Below are 19,368 nucleotides of genomic sequence, written 5' to 3' on the forward strand. Positions count from 1 at the left end.
TCAGGTCAGACGCGCTGGTGGTCGGGGCGCCAGTCTTCGACGGCCTGCTTGATGGACGTCCGGTCCGCCAGCTCGCCCGCGAGGACCCGGCGTACCAGTCCGGGCAGTTCCGCGTCGGAAGCGAAGCGCAAGGCGATGAGCTGGTCCGTCGTCAGCTGCCCGATTTCGCCCTTCAGCTCGTCCGGCAGCATCCTCTCGAGGCGGAGACGCTCCTCCAGGCGGATCACGCGGTCCTGAACGCCCGTTGCGAAGCGCCGCGCAAAGAGAAGGCTTATCGGGGTACAGACGGCGACCACGAACAGGGCCAGGGTGCCCGCGCTGAAATCCACGACGAGCAGGGTTCCGACGCCCACCGTCGCGGCAGTGGAGAGAAGGGCGCCCGCGAGGAACAGCGATGGGGGGCGCCTGGAGTGGTTCGCGTAGTTCTGGGTCTGCGACATTCCGATTCCCGAGGTGTTGGTCTCGCGTCACGACGACAAGGACGCGCCTGCCTAATGTAGCAGTCAACCTCCCGCGCCACGACGTAACGGGCACCTGCTGAACCCCCAATTTGGGGGAGGTTCGCGGGCGTGAAGGGCTGCTACCTTCCCATCGAGAGGCCGGACTGCCGCCTCCCTGCCCATTGACGCCTGCGCGAACCCCGAAGAATCGAGACCGGAAATACGTATGCCCAAACAGGAACCGGAGAGCGCTCTCCGCCAAACCGACGTGCGCCAATCCGACGTGCGTGAATGCGCCATGCGCGCGTGCCGGCGGGTCGGGCTCTACCGCCGCATCTCCGACCCGGACAGCGACCTCTTCCTCGATCGTCCGTGCGTGGAACTCGTGGAGGCGTCGGCGGATCGCTGCCCGGTCTCGCCCCCGTACAACGACACGCTGATGACCTTTAAGGCGCGCTACGTCGGCGCGCTGAAGGAGAAAGGGTACGAGACGGTCCGGGTGTACCTGCAGCGGCTGTGCACGGAGGAGTGGACGTGGCGGCGCTGGTGCCGGTATCACGCCCGCCGCGTCTCCGGTCTGCTCCTGGCCGTGGCGCTCGGGGCGGCGGGTCCGCGGCCGGCCGACGGCCAGGACGTCTTCTACTCGGAACCTGCGCCCGGAGTCGGAGCCACGACCGAGTTGGCCGGCGGCGCCGGTTTCCGGGAGGACCTCATCGTCGACCTCTATTTCTACGCGCGCGCGTCAGGGGCCTCGGATCTCGTGGCCGACGTGATTCTCCCTGGCGACAGGTCGACGGAGGAACGGGTGTTCGCGGTGAGCCGGGCCGCGGGGACCGAGGGCGCGGGGGCCGGGGGCGCGCGGGTCGAACGCTGCCGGGTCGTCGACCGGGGCACCGTCTGCGAGCCCCTGGATCCGCCCGCTTCCATCGGCATCGGCGGGTGCGGCGAGGCGGCGGCCGACTGCTGGGGCGACCGGGTCGAGATCGAACTGCCGCCCCTGGACATGGATTGGGGCGGCGAGTTCCTGCGCCTCACGCTCCCACGCGGTGCCTTCACGCTCACGGGATGCGCGTGCGAGGACATCGGCGGGCCCCTGATCGCGAAGCGGGATGCGGCCGGGAACGCCGTGACCCGGGACTCACCCGAACTCGTCGTGCCCCTCCCCGCCCCCTCCGACGTCGAGCGCCAGTACCTGGAACAGCGGCCCTTCCTGCGCTTCAACGTCCATCCCCTTGTGCGTGACGAGTCCGGGGTCGGCGGGTTCGAGGACCTGAGCCTGTCGTTCGACGGAGGGGTCTACCGGCAGCAGGCTCACGGCCGCTGGCTCGCGCAGGCCAGGTGGTCGGGCGATCTCGCCACCCGGGCCGAGACCAACTTCAACCGCGTGAGCCTGGAAGCCGGCGGCGCGTTCAACCTCCTGCCCGGCGACTGGCTGCCCCTCGCCCTCAGCGCGAAGGGCCAGTCGGACCAGGGGTTCGACGCCGTCGACATGTCCGCCGAGGCCCGGCTCGCGTACGTGCTGCCCTTCAATCCGACCCTTCAGTCAGGCGCCTACCGGCCGGCGACGGCGCCCCGCCTCCATGTGCTCGCGGCCTATGGCCGGGGACTGGCCCGGCCCGCGCAGGCCACGGACTCCGGCACCGGGACTGCGGAAGCGTCGTTCCGGCGCGTCGGCTACGAGCTGTGGTGGCGGCTCCCCGTCTCCGGGAACGCGCTGCTGAACATCCACCACGCCGGGCTGTGGAATCGTCCGGAGGGCGCCGGCGGCGACTTCCACACGCTCTGGGACCTGGCCCTGGAGGTCGATCTGGGCGGGGTGACCTACCTGGTGGGATACCAGAGGGGAAGCGCGGCCCCGCTGTTCGTGCCGATCGAGACCACCCGCGCCGGTCTGAGCTTCGCCATCGGAGGCGGCACGGCGGAGGCCGGGAGATGACGCCGCCGCACGCGCAGCTCGATCCGTGGCGGAAGCTGGGTCAGTCGGGCGGGTCGGCGAAACCGTCCAGCGACAGGACCCGCCGGACCAGGTCCACCTGACGCGAGACGCCCTGTTTGCGGAAGATCTGCTTCAGGTGCCAGCGAACGGTCTCCTCCGTGCGCCCCGTGGCCAGGGCGATGTCGCGCAGGGTCCGGCCGGTGGCCAGCGCCACGGCCAACTGGCCCTCCGCCGGCGTGAGGTCCAGGAGCGCGGCCACCCGGGCCGGATCGACCCGGGCCGGGCCACTCGGGTCCGCGACGAGGACGACCGCGCCGATCCGGCGCGTTCTGAAGTGCGGATACTCGTCGCCCACGGGCGTGACGTGCAGCGCCAGCGGCGTGTCGGAGGAGGAGCGGGCCACCCTCATCGAACCGGCGGAGCCCCGCTCCCCGAACGGAGGCAGGGCGCGCGCCAGCAGGCGAGACAGTTCGGCGTGGTCCGCCGCCGTCCGGGTCCCCAGGAAGCCGTCGAAGTCCGTCAGGCCATCGCCCTCCCTCAGGATCTCCTCCGCGCGATCGTTGGCCATCATGATCCGGCGGCGCCGGTCGAGATGGATGACGCCGTAGCGCCGGCTGGTGAGGAGTTCGGTCGTGGATGGGCCCGTCACCTCGGCTTCGGCGAGGGCATGGCGCATGATCGCCAACTGGCGCACGTGCGGACGGAGTCGCTGGATCAGCCGGACCTGATCGGAACTCCAGCCTCCCCGCTCGCTGGAATCGCAGATCAACCATCCGATGTGCAGACCGGCCGGACCGTCCATCCGAAGGTAGAGGCCGTTCTGCGCCCGCATCTCGGCCAGCGCCTCGTTGTACGCCGGCGAGGTCTTTCTCTCCTCGTCCGTGTAGAGGTCCGCCGCGGGCGTGAGGCTTCCATGCTCGAGCCGCGCCCAGCGCGGGATGCGTTCATCTTCGGGAAAGTAGTTGTCGAAATACCGGCGCTCCCAGTCCTCGCGCCGCTCGCCCTCGAGACAGATCCGCGCCAGCAGGATGGACGCGTCGGCGGGAGACTGTCCTTCCGCAAGCCCGAGCGCGCTGCCGCGCGTGCCGTTGACCTCGCCGATCATGCGATCCGCTGCGGTCCACCGCGCGTCGTTGAGCGCGGCGTCCTGTATCAACGCCCGGATGCGCTCGTAGGCATCCTGAGAATACGTCACCAAATCCGGCACCCTCGTTCCACTGCTCCTGCTCCACCGCTCCTGCCTTTAGGGTCGGCGACCTTCGCCAGGTTCCCGACCCACCTCCCCTAAATTGGGGGGATATGAGCACTTGCGGAGCCCCCAATTTGGGGGGGGGTCAGCGGATATCCGGGGTGGGCCGCGGGCTACCGGCCGCCGAGGCGGATGCGGGGTCTTTCGAGGGGTTCGGCGGTGCCGGTGCCCTCCCGGATGCGGTAGGCGGCGTCCAGGGGGAGGGCGAGGAGGCGGTCGACGGTGCCGGAGCCGGGCCAGCGGATCTCGACGGACTCGATGCGGGTCGCCCGGCCGAGGCCGATCTCCTGGCGGAGGGGGTTCGAGCCGAAGCTGCCGCCCGTGCCGGCGCGGCGGTGGATCTGTCTCGTCCCCTCCGGCCCTTCGACGGTCACGGTGATGCGGGCGCCGATCCCGGCGCGGTTCGCCTGTTCGCCCACCAGCGTGAGCGCGATCCAGCGGTGGTCGAATCCGGGGTTCTCGTACAGGGCGTTCGGCGACAGGTCTCCCTCCATGGCGCCGCCGAGCTGGATGTGGACGTCGGTGTCCCCGTCGTTGTCGATGTCCACGAAGGACACGCCGTGTCCCTTGTGCAGGCTCCCGAACCCGCCCGCGCCGGTGATCTCCTCGAAGCGGTCGCCGAGGTTGCGGAACATCCGGTTCGGCATCAGCTGCCGGAGGTCGGGGTCGCCCGTCCCGACGAGGAAGTCGAGCCGGCCGTCGCCGTCGAGATCGCCGTAGTTCGATCCCATCGCGTACATGATCCGGTCGACGCCCTGCGCGGCCGTGACGTCGGCGAAGGTGCCGTCGCCGAGGTTCCGGTAGAGGCGGGGGAGGGTGGCGGAGTGCGGTTCGCCGGTCATCTCGCGCACGAGGTCGGCGGTCTGCGCGGCGTAGCCCGCCACGTAGAGGTCGAGCCAGCCGTCGTTGTCGAAGTCCCAGAACCAGGTCGGGAAGCTGGCCAGCGGCTCGCCGACCCCGGCCCGGCCGGTCGCGTCCTCGAAGCCCCAGCCTCCATCGGCGGCCGGACCCAGGTTCCGGAACAGGCGGTTGGAGGCGTGGAGGATGGAGAGATAGAGGTCCGGGCGGCCGTCGTTGTCGTAGTCCCCCCACGTCACGCCCTTCACGAAGTCGGAGACTTGGATGCCGACGTCGGCGGCCACTTCCTCGAAGGTGCCGTCGCCCCGGTTCCGGTAGAGTTCGCTGCGGTGCGCGAGGCTGTCCCTCGACTCGTTTCCGATGAAGAGGTCGAGCCAGCCGTCGCCGTCGAAGTCGGCCCACGCGCCGGTCTGGGTGGGGTGTTCGGAGTAGAGTCCGGCCTCGCGCGTGACGTCGGAGAAGACGCCGCCGTCGTTGCGCAGGAGGGAGTTGGGGAGGGGCTGGACGAGCCAGCCGCCGCGGAGGACGAACACGTCCGCGTCGCCGTCGTTGTCGTAGTCGGCGTGGACGAGGTTGAGCCCGCCGAGCAGGCCCTGGAGCCCCGCCTCGGCCGTCCGGTCGACGAAGCCGCCCGCGCCGTCGCTCTCGAAGTAGCGGAGTGGGTGCAGGAGGCCGCGGGATGAGGTCATCACGTCCGGCAGGCCGTCGCCGCTGAGGTCGTCGACGATGGCGCCGCCGGAGAGGGAGACGGCGTCCAGGCCCGCCCGCGTGGCCACGTCGTCGAAGCGGGGGAATTCGCCGGGCCCGCCCACGGCGGCCTCCTCGATCCGGTACTCGGGCGGGACGCTGTCGGGCCACGTGCCGGCGGTCATGGCGGCGAGGTTCAGGACCCAGCGCGCCCGCAGGTCGTCGGGACGCAACTGCAGGAGCGACCGGTGCCAGCCGATCGCCGCGTTGAGGGCGGCGCGCGCCGAATCGGAGACGGGGCCGGGAGCCGGGCCGGAGGCGGCCGGGGGCACGGCGGGCCAGCACGGGGAGCGCTCCAGGGCCGGCTCGACGGTGCCCGCGGCGGGTCCCGCGGGGGGGCACGCGACCTCGGCGCCGAGGCGCAGGAAGGCGATCCCGATGAGCTCCTCGATGGAGCTGCGGAAGCCGGGGAAGGGCTCGGCCGGCGACGCTTCCAGCGTCTGGTCGACGAAGATGAGCTGTTCGAGGGCGGGCTGGGTGTGTCCCGCGTTCAGGAGTTCGCGCGCGGCGTTGGCGACGCGGACGAGCATCTCCGCGCCGTCGGGCGTAGGCGGCAGGTTCGTGAGGTAGCGGAGGCGCGCGGTGTTCAGTTGCTCGTCGAGCAGGGGGTCCGCGGAGTCGGCGAGCGCGAGCAGGCGGGCGGCCATCTCGCGCGTCCCTTCGGAGAGACCGGAGCCGGAGGGATCGGCGGCCGGTTCTCCGCAGGCGGCGGGGAGCGCCAGAGCAAGCAGCGCGGCGGCGAGCCGGGCCGGGGCGTTCACGAGCCTTCGCCCCTTCGGAGCGTGATCTCCGGGGCCCCGCCCTCTTCGGCGCCGGGCTCCACGGGGAACGTCTCCTCGACGCCGTCCGGCCAGCGGACGGTCACGGCGCGGATGTCGGCCGCGCGTCCCAGCACCTGCACGGACCCATTCAGGGACCAATACCCGCTCCCAAGCTGGACCTCCCGGACCGGACCCTCGCTTCCATCGGCGTACGTCGGGCGCAGCCGCGCGCCAACGGCGGACAGCCGGACGCGCAGCCCCGGCGCTCCGCCCCGCCCGCGGAAGATGAGGGTCTCGGCGCCGTTCTGCCCGACGGCCAGGTCCCAGCGCCCGTCGGCGTCGAAGTCGGCCACGGCGGCGGCGCGGGCGTCCCCGTACACCTCGACCCCGCTCCGCGCCGCGTCGAGGACGGTGAACCCGCCCGTCCCGTCGCCGAGCAGCACGGCGCCGCGGCCCGCGTCGTGGCGTTCGAGGCCCTGCGGCGTCGCGAAGTAGTTCTGCGCGAGGAAGAGGTCCTCGCGGCCGTCCCGATCGAAGTCCGCCACCGCCACGCCGAAGGCGGGGGCGAGTTGGACGGCGGCCGGCAGCGGGCGCGGCTCGAATCGTCCGCCGAGGTTGAGAAACACGGTGTGGCGCAGCGTGACGGCGCTCGCCCGATAGAGTCCCGTGCGCCCCGTGCCGAGGAGGTCGCCGACGGAACTCCGGGCGAAGGCTTCGAAGGTGGGGGCCGGCCGCCGCAGGAAGGGGAGCGTCGTTCCGAGCATGAGGAGGTCGCGCACGGGGCGTTCGACGCCGTCCGCGCCGGTCTCGAACTCGATGAGGTCGACGAGGCCGTTCCCGTCGAAGTCGGACGCGACCGCGCCGACGGGGCGCTCCGGACTCGCGAAGCGGCCGGTGTTCGTGCCCCACGCCGTCACCGCCAGGTCCGGGCGGCCGTCCGCGTTGAAGTCTCCCGTCGCGATGCCGTTCCAGCGGCCGGTGTGCGGGGCGAGGCCCCAGGCCTCCGTCGCGTCGGTGAAGCGTCCTCCGTCGTTCTCGAGGAGCCGCACGGGTCCCCACTCCAGCGCGAGGAGGAGGTCGGGGTCGCCGTCCCCGTCCACGTCGGAGAACACGGCCCCGGAGACGAGGCCGATCCCGCGCAGGGTCTCCGCGGCCTCCGCGTCGACGACCCAGCCGCCGCCTTCAGCCAGGAGCAGCCTCGAGTCGGCGGGCAGAGGGTAGGCGCCGGGGGTGGCGCGGGCGCCGGCGAAGAGGTCGAGGTCGCCGTCTCCGTCCACGTCGGCGGCCGCCAGGGGCCCGGTCGCGTGGGGGCTCGGCGGGAGGGACGGCGCGGGGCCCGCATCGAGGCGGGCGAGGGGCGGAATCGCGTCGAGGTCGGCCGGCGAGCGGGCTTCCCAGGCGCTGACGCCCGCGATGATGACCGGGCGATCCGCCGTGGGGAGCGCGATGATGGACGTGTGGTCGCCGACGGCGGGGGCGCCGATGGGCACGGGGTCCATCAGCCGCCCGGCTTCGTTGACGGCGAGCTGGGCGCGGCCTCCCGCCCCCGCCCCGACGAGCAGGTCCGGGTCGCCGTCCGCATCGGCATCCACCCACGCCACGCCCGGGCCGCCCCGGGACAGCTCGAGCGGCACGAGCGGCTGCCGGGCCAGCTCATCGAAGGCCGATTCGCCGTGCCGCCCGACCGCCTCCGCCCCCGCGAACAGCGCCGCGCCGCCCCCCTGCCCCGCCGCGCTCTCCGGGCCGCCCTCGCCGGCCCCGCCATCCGCGGGCGGCTCCACCTCGTAGGCGTGGTTCGCGAGCACGCGGACGGTCCGGCTCCGCCCCGACGGCCACGTGATCGTCGCCTCGGCCGCCTCGGCGTCGCCCATCGCGAAGGTGAGCCCCGGATCCGAACCGGAGAGGTACATGCCGCCCGACGTCACCTGTCGCGTCTGGGCCGGCAGCGTCCGCTCCGGCGGCCGCTCCGCCGCGGTCGCCCCGGCGAGCACGACGCGCGCGCCGACCGCCTGCGTGTTGCGGCCCTCCCCGAGCACGCGCAGGGCCACGCGCGCCCTCCCGGCGTCGTTGCGCAGGACGAGGGGCGGTGCGTCCAGCCGCGTGATCACGACGTCCCGGTCGCCGTCCCGGTCGAAGTCCGCCGCCGCGATCCCGTGGCTCACGTCCGGCTCCGTCCCGTATCCCCAACTCCGGGTCATGTCGACGAAGGCGCCGTCGCCGAGATTGCGGAAGGCGAGGTTCCGCAGCGGGAGCGGCGGAAACACCCCGAGTTCCTCGCGCCAGTCCACCTGGATGCGGCGGGTCCGCAGCGCCTCCTGCGTGTCTCCATCGAGCGGGTCCCAGGCGTGTCCGTTCGTGATCAGCAGGTCCTCGTAGCCGTCGAGTTCGACGTCGAGGAACATCGCGCCCCAGGTCCATTCCGAAGCGTCGAGTCCGGCCGCGCGCGCCGTCTCGGCCCACGTCCCGTCGCCCCGGTTGAGCTGCAGGGTGTTCCGGTCGGCGGACGCCCGCGTCGCGTGCCCGCCGGGCGGCGTCCACCCGGCCGCGCCGAGGGCGAGTTGTTCCCGCCTCCGCACCGGATCGGGCGAGAGCATCTCCGTCGTCACGAAGTCCGTGTCGCCGTCCCCGTCGATGTCGGAGAAGTCGACCCCCATCGAAGACGTGCTCTCGGTGCGGAGGGCGAGCCCCGAGGCGGCGGTGAAGAGGCCCCCCTCGTTGAGCCAGAACCCGTCCCGGCTCCCGAGGTCGTTGGCGACGAAGAGGTCGGCGTCCCCGTCGTCGTCCGCATCGAAGAAGCGCGCGACGAGCCCCCAGTCGCGGGGGATTTCGGCGGTCGGCTCGCCGTCCGCGTCCCGAAACACGCCGCCCGTGAGGTCGACCGGCGCGAAGCCGCCGGATCCATCGTTCAGGTAGAGTTCGTCGGGGTCCGCGAGTTCGAGGCGCAGCACGCCCTCGCCCTCGCGCTCGAGCCGGTAGTGCTCGTCGAACGGGGGGTGGATGACGAACCCGTCGCCGACGGCCTCCGCGATCTCGCGCGGTCTGCGGTCCGCGGGGCTGAAGAGGTCGTCGCCCTGGACCGTCTTGTAGTTGGCGAAGTACGCGTCGAGGTCCCCGTCCCCCTCGATATCGGCGAGCGCGAGCGTGCTGCTCCCCCATTCCCCCTCGAACCCCGCGTCCACCTCCTCGAAGACGCCGCTCCCGTCGTTCAGGAGGAGGGCGTTCGTCCCCCCGTGTACGGCCACGAACAGGTCCAGGTCGCCGTCTCCGTCCGCATCCGCGAGGACGGCGCCCCGCGACAGCCGGTCCCCGAGTCCGGCGCCGGAGCGCTCGGTCACGTCCTCGAAGCGCCAGCCTCCCAGGTTGCGGTAGAGGACGTTCGGCCGGTCCAGCATGCAGAGGTAGAGGTCGACCCAGCCGTCCCCGTCCACATCGCCGAGCGCCACGCCGACGCCGTGGATGAGCGTGCGGTTCGCGAGCCGCGCCTCCCGCGAGACGGTCGGGGTCGCCTCGATGCCCGTGCTCCGCGGCGCGAGCGAGGTGAAGCCGCCGTCGGCCTCCCCCTGGAACGACAGGAGACGCGCGCGGGTGCCATCCCCCTCCTCGACCCAGTCGATCGAGACGGGCGGGGGGAGGCGTCGCAGGCGGCGAAGAGGCCGGCGGCGCAGGCTGCGGCGGGAAGAAGGCGGGAGCGGGTTTTGCCGCGGGCGGCTATTCGCCGTCTCCGCGGAAGACGGACCGCATCCCCTCCACCGCATCGCGGGCCCCTTCCGCTGCCCGCGCGAAGACCTCGGCCAGTTCCCGCTTCCCCGTGCCGACGAGCGGGATGTCGAAGGTGAAGTGGACCGCCACGCCGGCGGGACGGACGTTTTCCTTCGGATCGGTCCACCCGCCGTCCGGGTCCAGGGCGCCCTCGATGTGCACTTCGACCGTGTCCGAGGCCGCCCCCACCTGCTGCGCCACCTTGGAGAGCCGGGTCGCGAGCGCGTCGTTCCGCGAGGGATTGGACTCCCGCTCGTCCAGCCAGAGGGCGGGCGGCGCGACGTCGATGTGGACGTACCCGAGCATCACCTCGCCATCGAGTTCCAGCGCGTCGTGGCCGGGGATGTCGGAGGCGGGCGACGCCAGGTAGGTGCCGAGCCCCTCCGTGCCGATGTTGGCGAGCCCGAGCGCCATCTCGTCGATGACGAGTTCGACCATCGCGGACGGCGCGTGGAGGGTGTCCAGCGCGCCGGACTCGAGGATGTCGAGTTCGGACTGGTCGTAGGCGACGGCGCGGAAGAACCAGGAGAGCGGTTCCTGGCGGCCCTCGAACAGGTCGCGCGCGCCCATCCCCCTGTCGCGGAGGGCGCTGAGGAGGAGGGCGCTCAACTGGTGTCGCGTGATTTCAGCCACGGTTCGCCTAGGGCGTGATCATGACGTGGGCGTTCGCCGTGCCCGCCGCCATCAGCCACGCGCCCCTCGTCGCCCTCGTGGGGAGGCCGAGGTCCTCGGCCGTCGCGAAGGGCGTGTAGATGACCGCCTGGTGCCGCTGCACCGCCTCCATGTCTCCGGACCAGCCCTCTGCGGCGTAGATCGCGTGCAGGAAGGCGTAGCTCGGCATCTCCAGCGTGCCCGCCTCGATCTCGGCCATGCGCTGCTCGACGTTGGGCCGGCCGGTGGTCCCCTGCGAGGTGAGTTCGCGGCCGCGCGCCATGTAGGGCTCGAGCGACGTGTGATAGCAGGCGGAGTGGAAGCCGTCGACGGCCGGGTCATCCGCGACGCAGATGAACGGCCCGGCGCCCTCGCGCAGGGTCACCCACTCGTTCCCCTGCTTCTGGATGACCTTCGCGGTCGCCTGCTCCGACTCGGTGGGGATGGGCGCGATGGCGAGCGCGACGGCGTCCTGGGCGGCCACGTCCGGCGCGGCGACGATCGAAAGCACGACGGCCGGCACGGCCAGGGCGGTGAACGAACGACGAAACATGCGGTCCTCCCGGGGCTGGAACTTTCCGGGAATAGGCACTCACCGGCGCCGCCGCGCAATCGAGAGCCCGCGGTGCGTTGCGCGCGGCGGTCAGGCGGTCAAGATTCGCGGCGCCGCCGCATACGCAGCAGGACCGTGAATCAACACCGTGGATGATGGGAGTCGCCCTTGAGCGTTCGAATCTGTGTCCCGCGGGAAACCGCCGCCGGGGAGTCGCGGGTCGCCCTCACGCCGGACGGGGCGAAGCGTCTGCGCTCGGATGACATTTCGATCGCCATCGAGGCGGGAGCGGGGCAGGCGGCGGGCTTCCCGGACGCGGCCTACGAGGAAGCGGGCGTGGAGATCGTCCCCGATGCCGGCCGGCTCCTGGGCGAAGCCGACGTCGTGTTCAAGGTCGCCCCGCCCTCCGCGGCCGAGGCGGACGGACTCCGGGAGGGCACGGTCCTCGCGTGCCTCCTCCGCCCGCACGAGAACGCGGCGCTGATCGAGCGCCTCGCCGGGGGCGGGGTCACGGCGCTGTCGCTGGAACTGGTGCCGAGAATCACGCGCGCGCAGTCGATGGACGCCCTCTCCTCGCAGAGCAACCTGGCCGGGTACAAGGCCGTCCTCCTCGGCGCGAACTCGCTCGGACGGATCTTCCCCCTCCTCATGACGGCGGCGGGGACGCTCTCTCCGGCGCGCGTGCTCGTGCTCGGGGCGGGGGTCGCGGGACTGCAGGCGATCGCGACGGCGCGCCGGCTCGGGGCGGACACCTGGGGCTACGACATCCGGGCCGCCGTGCGCGAGGAGGTCGAGAGCCTCGGGGCGAAGTTCGTGGACCTTCAGGAGGGCGCCGGGGACGCGGCGGAGGACGCGGAGACGGAGGGCGGCTACGCGAAGGAACTCGAGGAGGCGGAGCAGGCGCGGCAGCGCGAACTGCTCGCGCAGCACGTGGCGCGGGCGGACGTCGTCATCACGACGGCGCTCGTCCCCGGCCGGCCCGCCCCGGTGCTGATCACCGAGGAGACGGTGGACCGGATGAGGGAGGGCTCGGTGATCGTCGATCTGGCCGGCGAGGCCGGGGGCAACTGCGCCCTGTCCGCGCCCGGCGAGACGGTCGTGGAGCGCGGCGTGACGATCCACGCCCCGCTCAATGTGCCCGGTGCGCTTCCCTACCACGCCAGCCAGTTGCTCGGACGCAACCTCTCCGCGCTCGTGAAGCCGATGATCGGGGAGGACGGCGTGTCGGTGGACCTGGAGGACGACGTGATCGGCCCCTGCTGCGTGACGCACGCGGGAGAGGTCCGGTTCGGCGCGTGACGCCCCACGCGATGACATCTCACACGAGGCCTGCCTGATGGAAGGAACGCTCCTGATCGGACTGTATGTGTTCGTGCTCGCGATGTTCGTGGGCTTCGAACTCATCACGAAGGTGCCGCCCACGCTGCACACGCCCGCTCATGTCGGGGTCCAACGCGATCTCCGGGATCTCGATCGTGGGCGCGCTGCTCGTGATCGGACGCGCCGGAGACGCGGTGCTCATGCGGTGGATCGGGCTGGCGGCGCTGATCCTCGCCACGATCAACGTCGTCGGCGGCTTTCTCGTCACCGACCGCATGCTCCAGATGTTCAAGAGCAAGGACGCGAGCTAGCGATGGAAATGTCAGGATTCTCGACGGCCATCCCGCTCGCCTACCTGGCGTCCGCGGTGCTCTTCATCCTCGGGATCAAGCGGCTCAGCCATCCGGACACGGCGGCGGGCGGCAACCGGCTCGCGGCGATCGGCATGCTGCTCGCGGTGATCGCGACGCTGCTCGAGAGCGGCCTGGAGTACACCTGGATCATCGCCGGCGTCGCGATCGGGGGGCTGATCGGCGGGGTCATGGCCCGGACCGTGAAGATGACCGCCATGCCGGAGATGGTGGCGGTGTTCAACGGGTTCGGCGGGGCCGCGTCGGGCCTCGTCGCGGTCGGGGAGTACCTGCGGGTCGCGGGCGGCGCGGGCGGGGAGACGCTCGCCATCGACTCCGGGGTGTCGATCATGGCGGGGACGCTGATCGGCGCCGTCACCTTCTCGGGCAGCATGATCGCGTTCGGGAAGCTGCAGGGGTTCGTGACGGGCAACGCGATCTCGAACCCGCTCGTGAAGTTCTCCGCCGGCCTCCTGCTGGGCGTCGCGGTGGTGCTGGCGGTCTACCTGGTCGGCTTCGAGTCGAACCTCGCCTTCTACTGGGGCCTGATCGCGGCCGCGCTCATCCTCGGCGTCCTGTTCGTGATCCCGATCGGGGGCGCGGACATGCCGGTCGTGGTGGCGCTGCTCAACTCCTATTCGGGGCTGGCGGCGGCCTCGGCCGGGTTCGTGCTCGGGAACAACGCGCTCATCATCTCGGGCGCCCTGGTCGGCGCCTCCGGGCTCATCCTCACCGGCATCATGTGCCGCGCGATGAACCGCTCGCTCGCGAACGTCCTGTTCAGCGCCTTCGGCACGGGGTCGGCGACGGCGGGGCGGGCGGCGGACGGCGACCGGGTGGCGACGCCGATCGAGGCCGAGGACTCCGCCATGGTCCTGGGCTACGCCTCGCAGGTCATCTTCGTCCCCGGCTACGGGCTCGCGGTGGCGCAGGCGCAGCACCGGGTGCGGGAACTCGCCGACCTGCTGACCGAGCGCGGCGTCTCGGTGCGCTACTGCGTGCACCCCGTGGCGGGGCGGATGCCGGGGCACATGAACGTCCTCCTCGCCGAGGCGAACGTGCCCTACGAGCAACTCTGCGAGCCGGAGGACGTGAACCCGGACATGGAGAACATCGACGTCGCCGTGGTCGTGGGGGCGAACGATGTCGTGAACCCGCTCGCGCGCGACGACCCCTCGAGCCCGATCGGGGGCATGCCGATCATCGAGACCGACCGCGCGAAGACGTGCATCGTCATCAAGCGCTCGCTCTCGGTGGGGTACGCCGGCATCGACAACCCGCTCTTCTACCTGCGGAACAACCGCATGTTCTTCGGAGACGCCTCCGACGCCCTCGCCCGCATCACCGAGGAAGTGAAGCAACTCTGATGCGCGGACCGCCGCCGAACCCCGCTCCGGGATCGTGACGGTGGACCGGCGGGGGTTCGTGGTGCGGACGGGAGCGGGGGCGGCGGGGCTCACGATCGGGCTGTCGGGGTGTGGGCCGGGGACGGGCGGCGGCGCGCAGGGGGCCGGAGTTGGCGCGCAGGGGGCGGTCTCGGGGGAGTGGCCGACCGATCCGGAGGCGCTTGAAGCCCGCTACCGCGACAACATCTATACGCGACTCCTGGGCGTCCGGCCGCACCTGCCGGCGCACGAGCACGTCTCCCGGCTGGGCGGCGGACGGATGGATGCCGAGGTCATCGCGGCGATGGCCGAGGCGAACGAGTTCTTCGTCGACATGAACGAGTTGCTTGCAGCGGCGGGGGCGCGGATCGCGGAGCGGCTCGGGACCGAAGCGGCGCTCGTGACGGCCGGCGGGTTCTCGGCCATGGTGCTCGGGGCGGCGGGCTGCCTGACGGGCACGGATCCGGAGCGGGTCCACGCGCTTCCCCTCCCCACCTGGCCGCGCCGGGAGTGCCTGATCCAGGCGCCGCACCGGTTCGGCTACGACCGGGCGTACCGGGACGCGGGGATGACGATCGTCGAGGCGGAGACGCGGGAGGACTTCCGGGCGAGGCTGACGGGGCGGACGGCGATGATCGCGGCCCTCGCGACGGCGGAGCGCCAGACGCTGTTCGCGCCGCCGGCCCCCGTGGACTGGGCGCCGGCCCCGGGACCGGAGGTCATGACGGTGCGCGAGCAGATCGAGATCGGGCGCGATGCCGGTGTCCCCGTGCTGGTGGACATGGCGTCGGACCTCCCGACCGGGGTGGGTCTCCGCGAGTTCGTCGAGGCGGGGGCGGACCTGATCGTGATCAGCGGCGGCAAGGGGATCGGCGGCCCTCAGTCGTCCGGCATCCTGGCCGGGCGGGCGGACCTCGTCGAGGCGGCCCGTGTGAACGCCTCGCCGAACGATGGCATCGGCCGGGGCATGAAGGTGGGGAAGGAGGAGATCGTCGGTCTCGTGGTGGCCCTGGACCGCTACGCGGAGCGCGACGTCGAATCGTGGGTCGCGGGCTGGTCCGACATGGCCCGTCGCATCGCCGCCGACCTCGCCGACGTCCCCGGCCTCACCGCCGAGGTCGTGACGAACACCGCGGGCTACGAGGACGTGGAACTCACCTGGGACCCCGACGTCATCCCCCTCACGACCGACGAGGCGAAAGCCGGACTGATGGCCGCGGAGCCCCGCCTCGCCTACCTGATGACGGTCCGCACGCGCCTCCTCCGCGAAGGCGAGGACGCGCTCGTCGCCCGCACCCTCCGCAACTTCTTCACCGAAGCGGCCGCCACCGCCTGAGCATCCGCCGGAACCGGACGTGGATGTCCTCGCGGTCGTCGATCACGGTACTCCGATCTCCCGCGACCTGTACCGTCGGTGGGACGCCAAGCCCGTCTGACGTGGGACGGCCTCCGGGTCGAGCCCCACTTCGTGCACCTGCCGCCGGAGGCCAAGGCCCCCTCGGGCCTCTGGGCCGAGGTCGCGCTCGACGGCGTGGTGCTCTTCGAGGGCGCGTGGGCCGTGTCGGCACGCCTCGCCGCGATCAGGCGACAGATTCTGGCCGGCCGCATATCTCGCCGGGTGGCGGGCGGCCAGTCCTACTGGGTCCGGGCGAGTTCATGAGGAACCGCGAGCTCGCGAAGGACTACGCCCGGCGGGCGAAGGTCCGCCTGCCCGTGCTCGATGTGCTGTTCGACGCCGAAAGCTGGCCGGACGTGGTCCGCGAATCCCAGGAGATCGTGGACCTGGCCCTGAGGGCGGTGCTGCGCTCGTGCGGCGTGGACCCGCCGCGCACCCACGACGTCTCAAACGTCCTGCTGGCGGAGAGGGACCGGCTACCCGCGGATCTGCTCGCCGAGGTCGAGTGGCTGGCGGGTGTATCCCGGCAGCTTCGACGGGACCGCGAACTCGCCTTCTACGGCGCGGAAGACCTCACCCCGTCGGAGTTCTATTCGAGGGCGGACGCGGAGGAGGCCCGCGACTTCGCGCGCCGGATCGTCGACCTGGTGTTTCCTCACGCCGGATAGCCGCCCACCCCGCCGTGATTGTCGCCGCGGGCTTGGTCTATCTAGGTTGGCGGGCCGCGGTCCAACCGGAAACAGGAGCGAGAGCCCCATGCGCAAGCTGGCCACCTTCACGCCGACCACGCTCACCCTCGCCGCAGCCGTCTTCGTCGCGGCGGACTTCGCTGTCGCGCCCTCGGCGCTCGCCGCCCAGGAGGCGGTGATGTTCGACTCCGCCGACGTGGCGGGCCTCAGCTTCCGGTCCATCGGGCCGCCCCGTGGCGGGCGCAGCACGGCCGTGGCGGGGATCACCGAGCAGCCGCTGACCTATTTCATGGGCGCGACCGGGGGCGGCGTGTGGCGCACGGACGACGCCGGCCTCAACTGGCGCAACATCTCGGACGGCTACATCGAGACGGGGGCGATCGGGGCGATCGACGTGGCGGACAGCGACGCGAACGTCATCTACGTGGGCACCGGCTCGTCCTGCATCCGCGGCAACATCTCGAAGGGGATCGGCATCTACCGCAGCACGAACGGCGGCGACTCCTGGACCCACATCGGACTCCCGAACTCGGGCCAGATCGGCCGCATCGAGGTCCACCCGGACGATGCCGACGTCGCCTTCGTGGCGGCGCTCGGCGACCCGTTCGGACCGAACCCCGAGCGCGGCGTCTTCCGCACGTCGGACGGCGGGGAGACGTGGGACCACGTGCTCGCGATCTCCGACTCCACCGGCGCGGTGGACCTCGCGATCAACCCGGCGAACCCGCGCATCATCTTCGCCGCCGCGTGGCGGGGCGAGCGGAAGCCGTGGACCGCGACCTCGGGCTCGGAGGAGGGCGGCATCTTCCGGTCTACGGATGGCGGAGATACGTGGAACCGGCTCGAGGGCGGGCTCCCCACGGGCCTCGTCGGCAAGGCGGCCGTCACCGTCTCGCGCGCGAATCCCGACCGGGTGTGGGTGCTGATCGAGGCGCCCAACGACCGGGGCGGCGTCTACCGCTCCGAGGACGGCGGCGACAGCTGGCGGCGCGTGAACAGCGACCGCGGCCTCCTGCAGCGGGCGTGGTACTACACGCACATCTTCGCGGACCCGGTGGATGAGAACACGGTCTACGCCCTCAACGTGGGCTACATGAAGTCGGTCGACGGGGGCGTGACGTGGCAGGGCTACAGCGTCCCGCACGGGGACGTGCACGACCTGTGGATCAACTACGAGAACCCCGACTTCCAGGTCGTGGCGAACGACGGCGGCGGGCAGGTGACGACGACCGGCGCGGAGAGCTGGTCCACCTACTACAACCAGCCCACGGCCGAGATGTACCGGGTGTTCGTCGACCACCAGTTCCCCTATCGCGTGTACGGCTCGCAGCAGGACAACTCCACGATCATGGTGCCGAGCCGCGGCATGCCGGCGGTGCAGCCGGCGCAGCACTGGGCCGCGGTCGGGGGCTGCGAGAGCGGCCACATCGCGATCGACCCGCGGAACCCGAACGTGACGTACGCGGGCTGCTACGGCGGCAGCATCAACCGGGTGGACCGCGAGACCGGCGACGTGCGGCAGATGCTCCTCTATCCGCAGCTCCAGCTGGGACAGGCCCCGAAGACGATGAAGCACCGCTTCCAGTGGAACGCGCCGATCCGGATCTCCCCGCACGATCACGACGTGATCTATCACACCTCGCAGTACGTGAACCGGACGTCGGACGCGGGATACTCGTGGGAGACGATCAGCCCCGACCTCACGCGCAACGACACGACGAAGATGTTGCACGCGGGCGGGCGCATCACGTGGGACAACACCGGCGTCGAGATGTACGGGACGATCTTCGCCTTCGAGGAGTCGCCGCACGAGGCGGGCGTCCTGTGGGCGGGCTCCGACGACGGCCTCATCCACATCTCGCGGGACGACGGGGCGAGCTGGGAGAACGTGACGCCGGACGACCTGCCCGAGTTCTCGACCGTGAACATGATCGACCTCTCGGCGCACGGTCCGGGGCGGGCGCACGTCGCCGTCTACCGCTACCGGATGCAGGACAACACGCCCTACATGTGGCGCACGGACGACTACGGGGCGAGCTGGACCCGGCTCTCGGCGAACGGGATCGAGCCCGGCCACTTCGTGCGCGTCGTGCGCGAGGATCCGGTGCGGGAGGGGCTCCTCTACGCGGGCACCGAGTTCGGGTTCTACGTGAGCTTCGACGGCGGCGGCAGCTGGCAGCGCTTCCAGCAGAACCTGCCGATCACGCCGATCACGGACATGCACGTGCACGAGGGCGACCTCGTCATCGGGACGCAGGGCCGCTCGTTCTGGATCATGGACGACGTGTCGCCGCTGCGGACGATGTCCGCGGCCACGCTGGCGGCCGACGTCCACCTCTACGCGCCGCGCGATGCGGTGCGCGCGCAGGGGGTCTTCCCCAACGGGGCGGCGATTCACTTCGCGCTCGGCGAGGGGATGGAGGAGACGATCGACCTCGAGATCGTGGATGGGGGCGGCGAGGTCGTGCGGGTCTACTCCTCGAACCCCGGTTCGTGGGACGATGAGGCGAAGGCGGCGATCGGGCGCGGTTCGACGTGGTCGCCGGATCGCCTGCAGACGAGCGCGGGCCTGAACCGGATGGTGTGGAACCTTCAGGGAGAAGGGCCCGACCTCATCCAGAGCGCCCGGATCTGGGGCTTCACGGGCCGGGTGCCCGCCGTGCCCGGGCAATATGAGGTGCGCCTGACGGCGGGAGAGGCGACGCAGACGCAACCGCTGGCGGTCCACATCGACCCGCGCGTGGTCGACCAGGTCACGGTCGCCGACCTGCGGCAGCAGCACGACCTGATGGTCCGGGTGCGCGGTCTTCTCCAGCAGTCGCACGACGCCGTGCGCGAGGCGCGGTCGATCCGGTCGCAGATGAGCGACATCGCGACGTCCGTCGAGGAGGCCGGCTACGGCGACGACTTCACGGAGATGGCGGACGCGGCGGGCGAGAAACTCACGGATGTCGAGGAGGAACTCTTCCAGACGCGGAACCGCTCCGGGCAGGACATGCTCAACTTCCCGCCCATGCTCGACAACGAGATCGCGAACCTGTACGGCTACATCGGGTCCACGTACGACCGGCCCAACGCGGTGGCGGCCGTCCGCGCCGACGAACTCGAGGCCGAACTCGGCGGGTGGCTGAGCACGCTGCAGCAGATCATCGACACGGACGTCGCGGAGTTCAACAACCGCCTGCGCGAGGCCGGCGTCCCCGGCGTGATCGTGCGCACCCCGCCGCGCGCCACGAGCTGACCGGCGTGGTCGTCCGGTGAGTCGACGGCGAAG

At 71.7% G+C, this 19,368-nt stretch carries 13 protein-coding genes and 1 pseudogene; 8 read left to right on the top strand and 6 right to left on the bottom strand.

Annotated elements, in window-relative coordinates:
* Positions 1 to 5: 5 nt before the first annotated feature.
* Positions 6 to 440 (bottom strand): DUF6526 family protein, encoded by a 435-nt coding sequence (locus ACOGI9_RS09405; protein ID WP_419856877.1) that lies wholly within the window; start codon positions 438 to 440, stop codon positions 6 to 8.
* A gap of 283 nt (positions 441 to 723) precedes the next feature.
* Between ACOGI9_RS09405 and ACOGI9_RS09410 the strand changes: the two genes are divergently transcribed.
* Positions 724 to 2,376, top strand: a complete 1,653-nt coding sequence (locus ACOGI9_RS09410) for a hypothetical protein (protein ID WP_419856878.1) — start codon at positions 724 to 726, stop codon at positions 2,374 to 2,376.
* Between the two features lie 40 nt (positions 2,377 to 2,416).
* Here ACOGI9_RS09410 and ACOGI9_RS09415 read toward each other — a convergent pair whose 3' ends face one another.
* The 5 genes from ACOGI9_RS09415 to ACOGI9_RS09435 form a co-directional block, all read right to left on the bottom strand.
* Positions 2,417 to 3,571: a helix-turn-helix transcriptional regulator gene (locus ACOGI9_RS09415; protein WP_419856879.1), complete on the bottom strand. Its 1,155-nt coding sequence runs from the start codon at positions 3,569 to 3,571 to the stop codon at positions 2,417 to 2,419.
* A gap of 167 nt (positions 3,572 to 3,738) precedes the next feature.
* The gene (locus ACOGI9_RS09420) at positions 3,739 to 5,991 is read right to left on the bottom strand and encodes a CRTAC1 family protein (protein ID WP_419856880.1); all 2,253 of its coding nucleotides are present in this window, start codon (positions 5,989 to 5,991) and stop codon (positions 3,739 to 3,741) included.
* Positions 5,988 to 9,746, bottom strand: a complete 3,759-nt coding sequence (locus ACOGI9_RS09425; RefSeq protein ID WP_419856881.1) for an FG-GAP-like repeat-containing protein — start codon at positions 9,744 to 9,746, stop codon at positions 5,988 to 5,990. The genes ACOGI9_RS09420 and ACOGI9_RS09425 overlap by 4 nt, the downstream gene beginning before the upstream one ends.
* Positions 9,700 to 10,383: a hypothetical protein gene (locus tag ACOGI9_RS09430; protein ID WP_419856882.1), complete on the bottom strand. Its 684-nt coding sequence runs from the start codon at positions 10,381 to 10,383 to the stop codon at positions 9,700 to 9,702. Before ACOGI9_RS09430 ends, ACOGI9_RS09425 begins: the two co-directional genes overlap by 47 nt.
* A 7-nt stretch (positions 10,384 to 10,390) precedes the next feature.
* Positions 10,391 to 10,954 carry a hypothetical protein gene (locus ACOGI9_RS09435; RefSeq protein ID WP_419856883.1) on the bottom strand — a complete coding sequence of 188 codons (564 nt, stop codon included), beginning with the start codon at positions 10,952 to 10,954 and terminating at the stop codon, positions 10,391 to 10,393.
* 168 nt (positions 10,955 to 11,122) lie between these two features.
* Between ACOGI9_RS09435 and ACOGI9_RS09440 the strand changes: the two genes are divergently transcribed.
* The 7 genes and pseudogenes from ACOGI9_RS09440 to ACOGI9_RS09470 all read left to right on the top strand — a co-directional run bounded on the left by ACOGI9_RS09440 (position 11,123) and on the right by ACOGI9_RS09470 (position 19,335).
* The gene (locus ACOGI9_RS09440; protein WP_419856884.1) at positions 11,123 to 12,253 is read left to right on the top strand and encodes a Re/Si-specific NAD(P)(+) transhydrogenase subunit alpha; all 1,131 of its coding nucleotides are present in this window, start codon (positions 11,123 to 11,125) and stop codon (positions 12,251 to 12,253) included.
* A gap of 37 nt (positions 12,254 to 12,290) precedes the next feature.
* Positions 12,291 to 12,585: pseudogene (locus tag ACOGI9_RS09445) on the top strand (NAD(P) transhydrogenase subunit alpha).
* An 8-nt stretch (positions 12,586 to 12,593) separates the two neighbouring features.
* Positions 12,594 to 13,991 (top strand): NAD(P)(+) transhydrogenase (Re/Si-specific) subunit beta, encoded by a 1,398-nt coding sequence (locus ACOGI9_RS09450; protein ID WP_419859270.1) that lies wholly within the window; start codon positions 12,594 to 12,596, stop codon positions 13,989 to 13,991.
* Positions 13,992 to 14,025: 34 nt separating this feature from the next.
* Positions 14,026 to 15,345: a hypothetical protein gene (locus ACOGI9_RS09455; RefSeq protein WP_419856885.1), complete on the top strand. Its 1,320-nt coding sequence runs from the start codon at positions 14,026 to 14,028 to the stop codon at positions 15,343 to 15,345.
* Positions 15,346 to 15,423: 78 nt separating this feature from the next.
* Positions 15,424 to 15,669, top strand: coding sequence for a hypothetical protein (locus ACOGI9_RS09460; protein WP_419856886.1), 246 nt, complete (start codon positions 15,424 to 15,426; stop codon positions 15,667 to 15,669).
* Positions 15,666 to 16,073, top strand: coding sequence for a HEPN domain-containing protein (locus tag ACOGI9_RS09465; RefSeq protein WP_419856887.1), 408 nt, complete (start codon positions 15,666 to 15,668; stop codon positions 16,071 to 16,073). Before ACOGI9_RS09460 ends, ACOGI9_RS09465 begins: the two co-directional genes overlap by 4 nt.
* A gap of 88 nt (positions 16,074 to 16,161) precedes the next feature.
* The gene (locus tag ACOGI9_RS09470; protein WP_419856888.1) at positions 16,162 to 19,335 is read left to right on the top strand and encodes a WD40/YVTN/BNR-like repeat-containing protein; all 3,174 of its coding nucleotides are present in this window, start codon (positions 16,162 to 16,164) and stop codon (positions 19,333 to 19,335) included.
* The last annotated feature ends 33 nt before the right edge of the window (positions 19,336 to 19,368 follow it).

Origin of the sequence: Candidatus Palauibacter irciniicola (assembly GCF_965208695.1) — a bacterium.
Classification (GTDB): domain Bacteria; phylum Gemmatimonadota; class Gemmatimonadetes; order Palauibacterales; family Palauibacteraceae; genus Palauibacter; species Palauibacter irciniicola.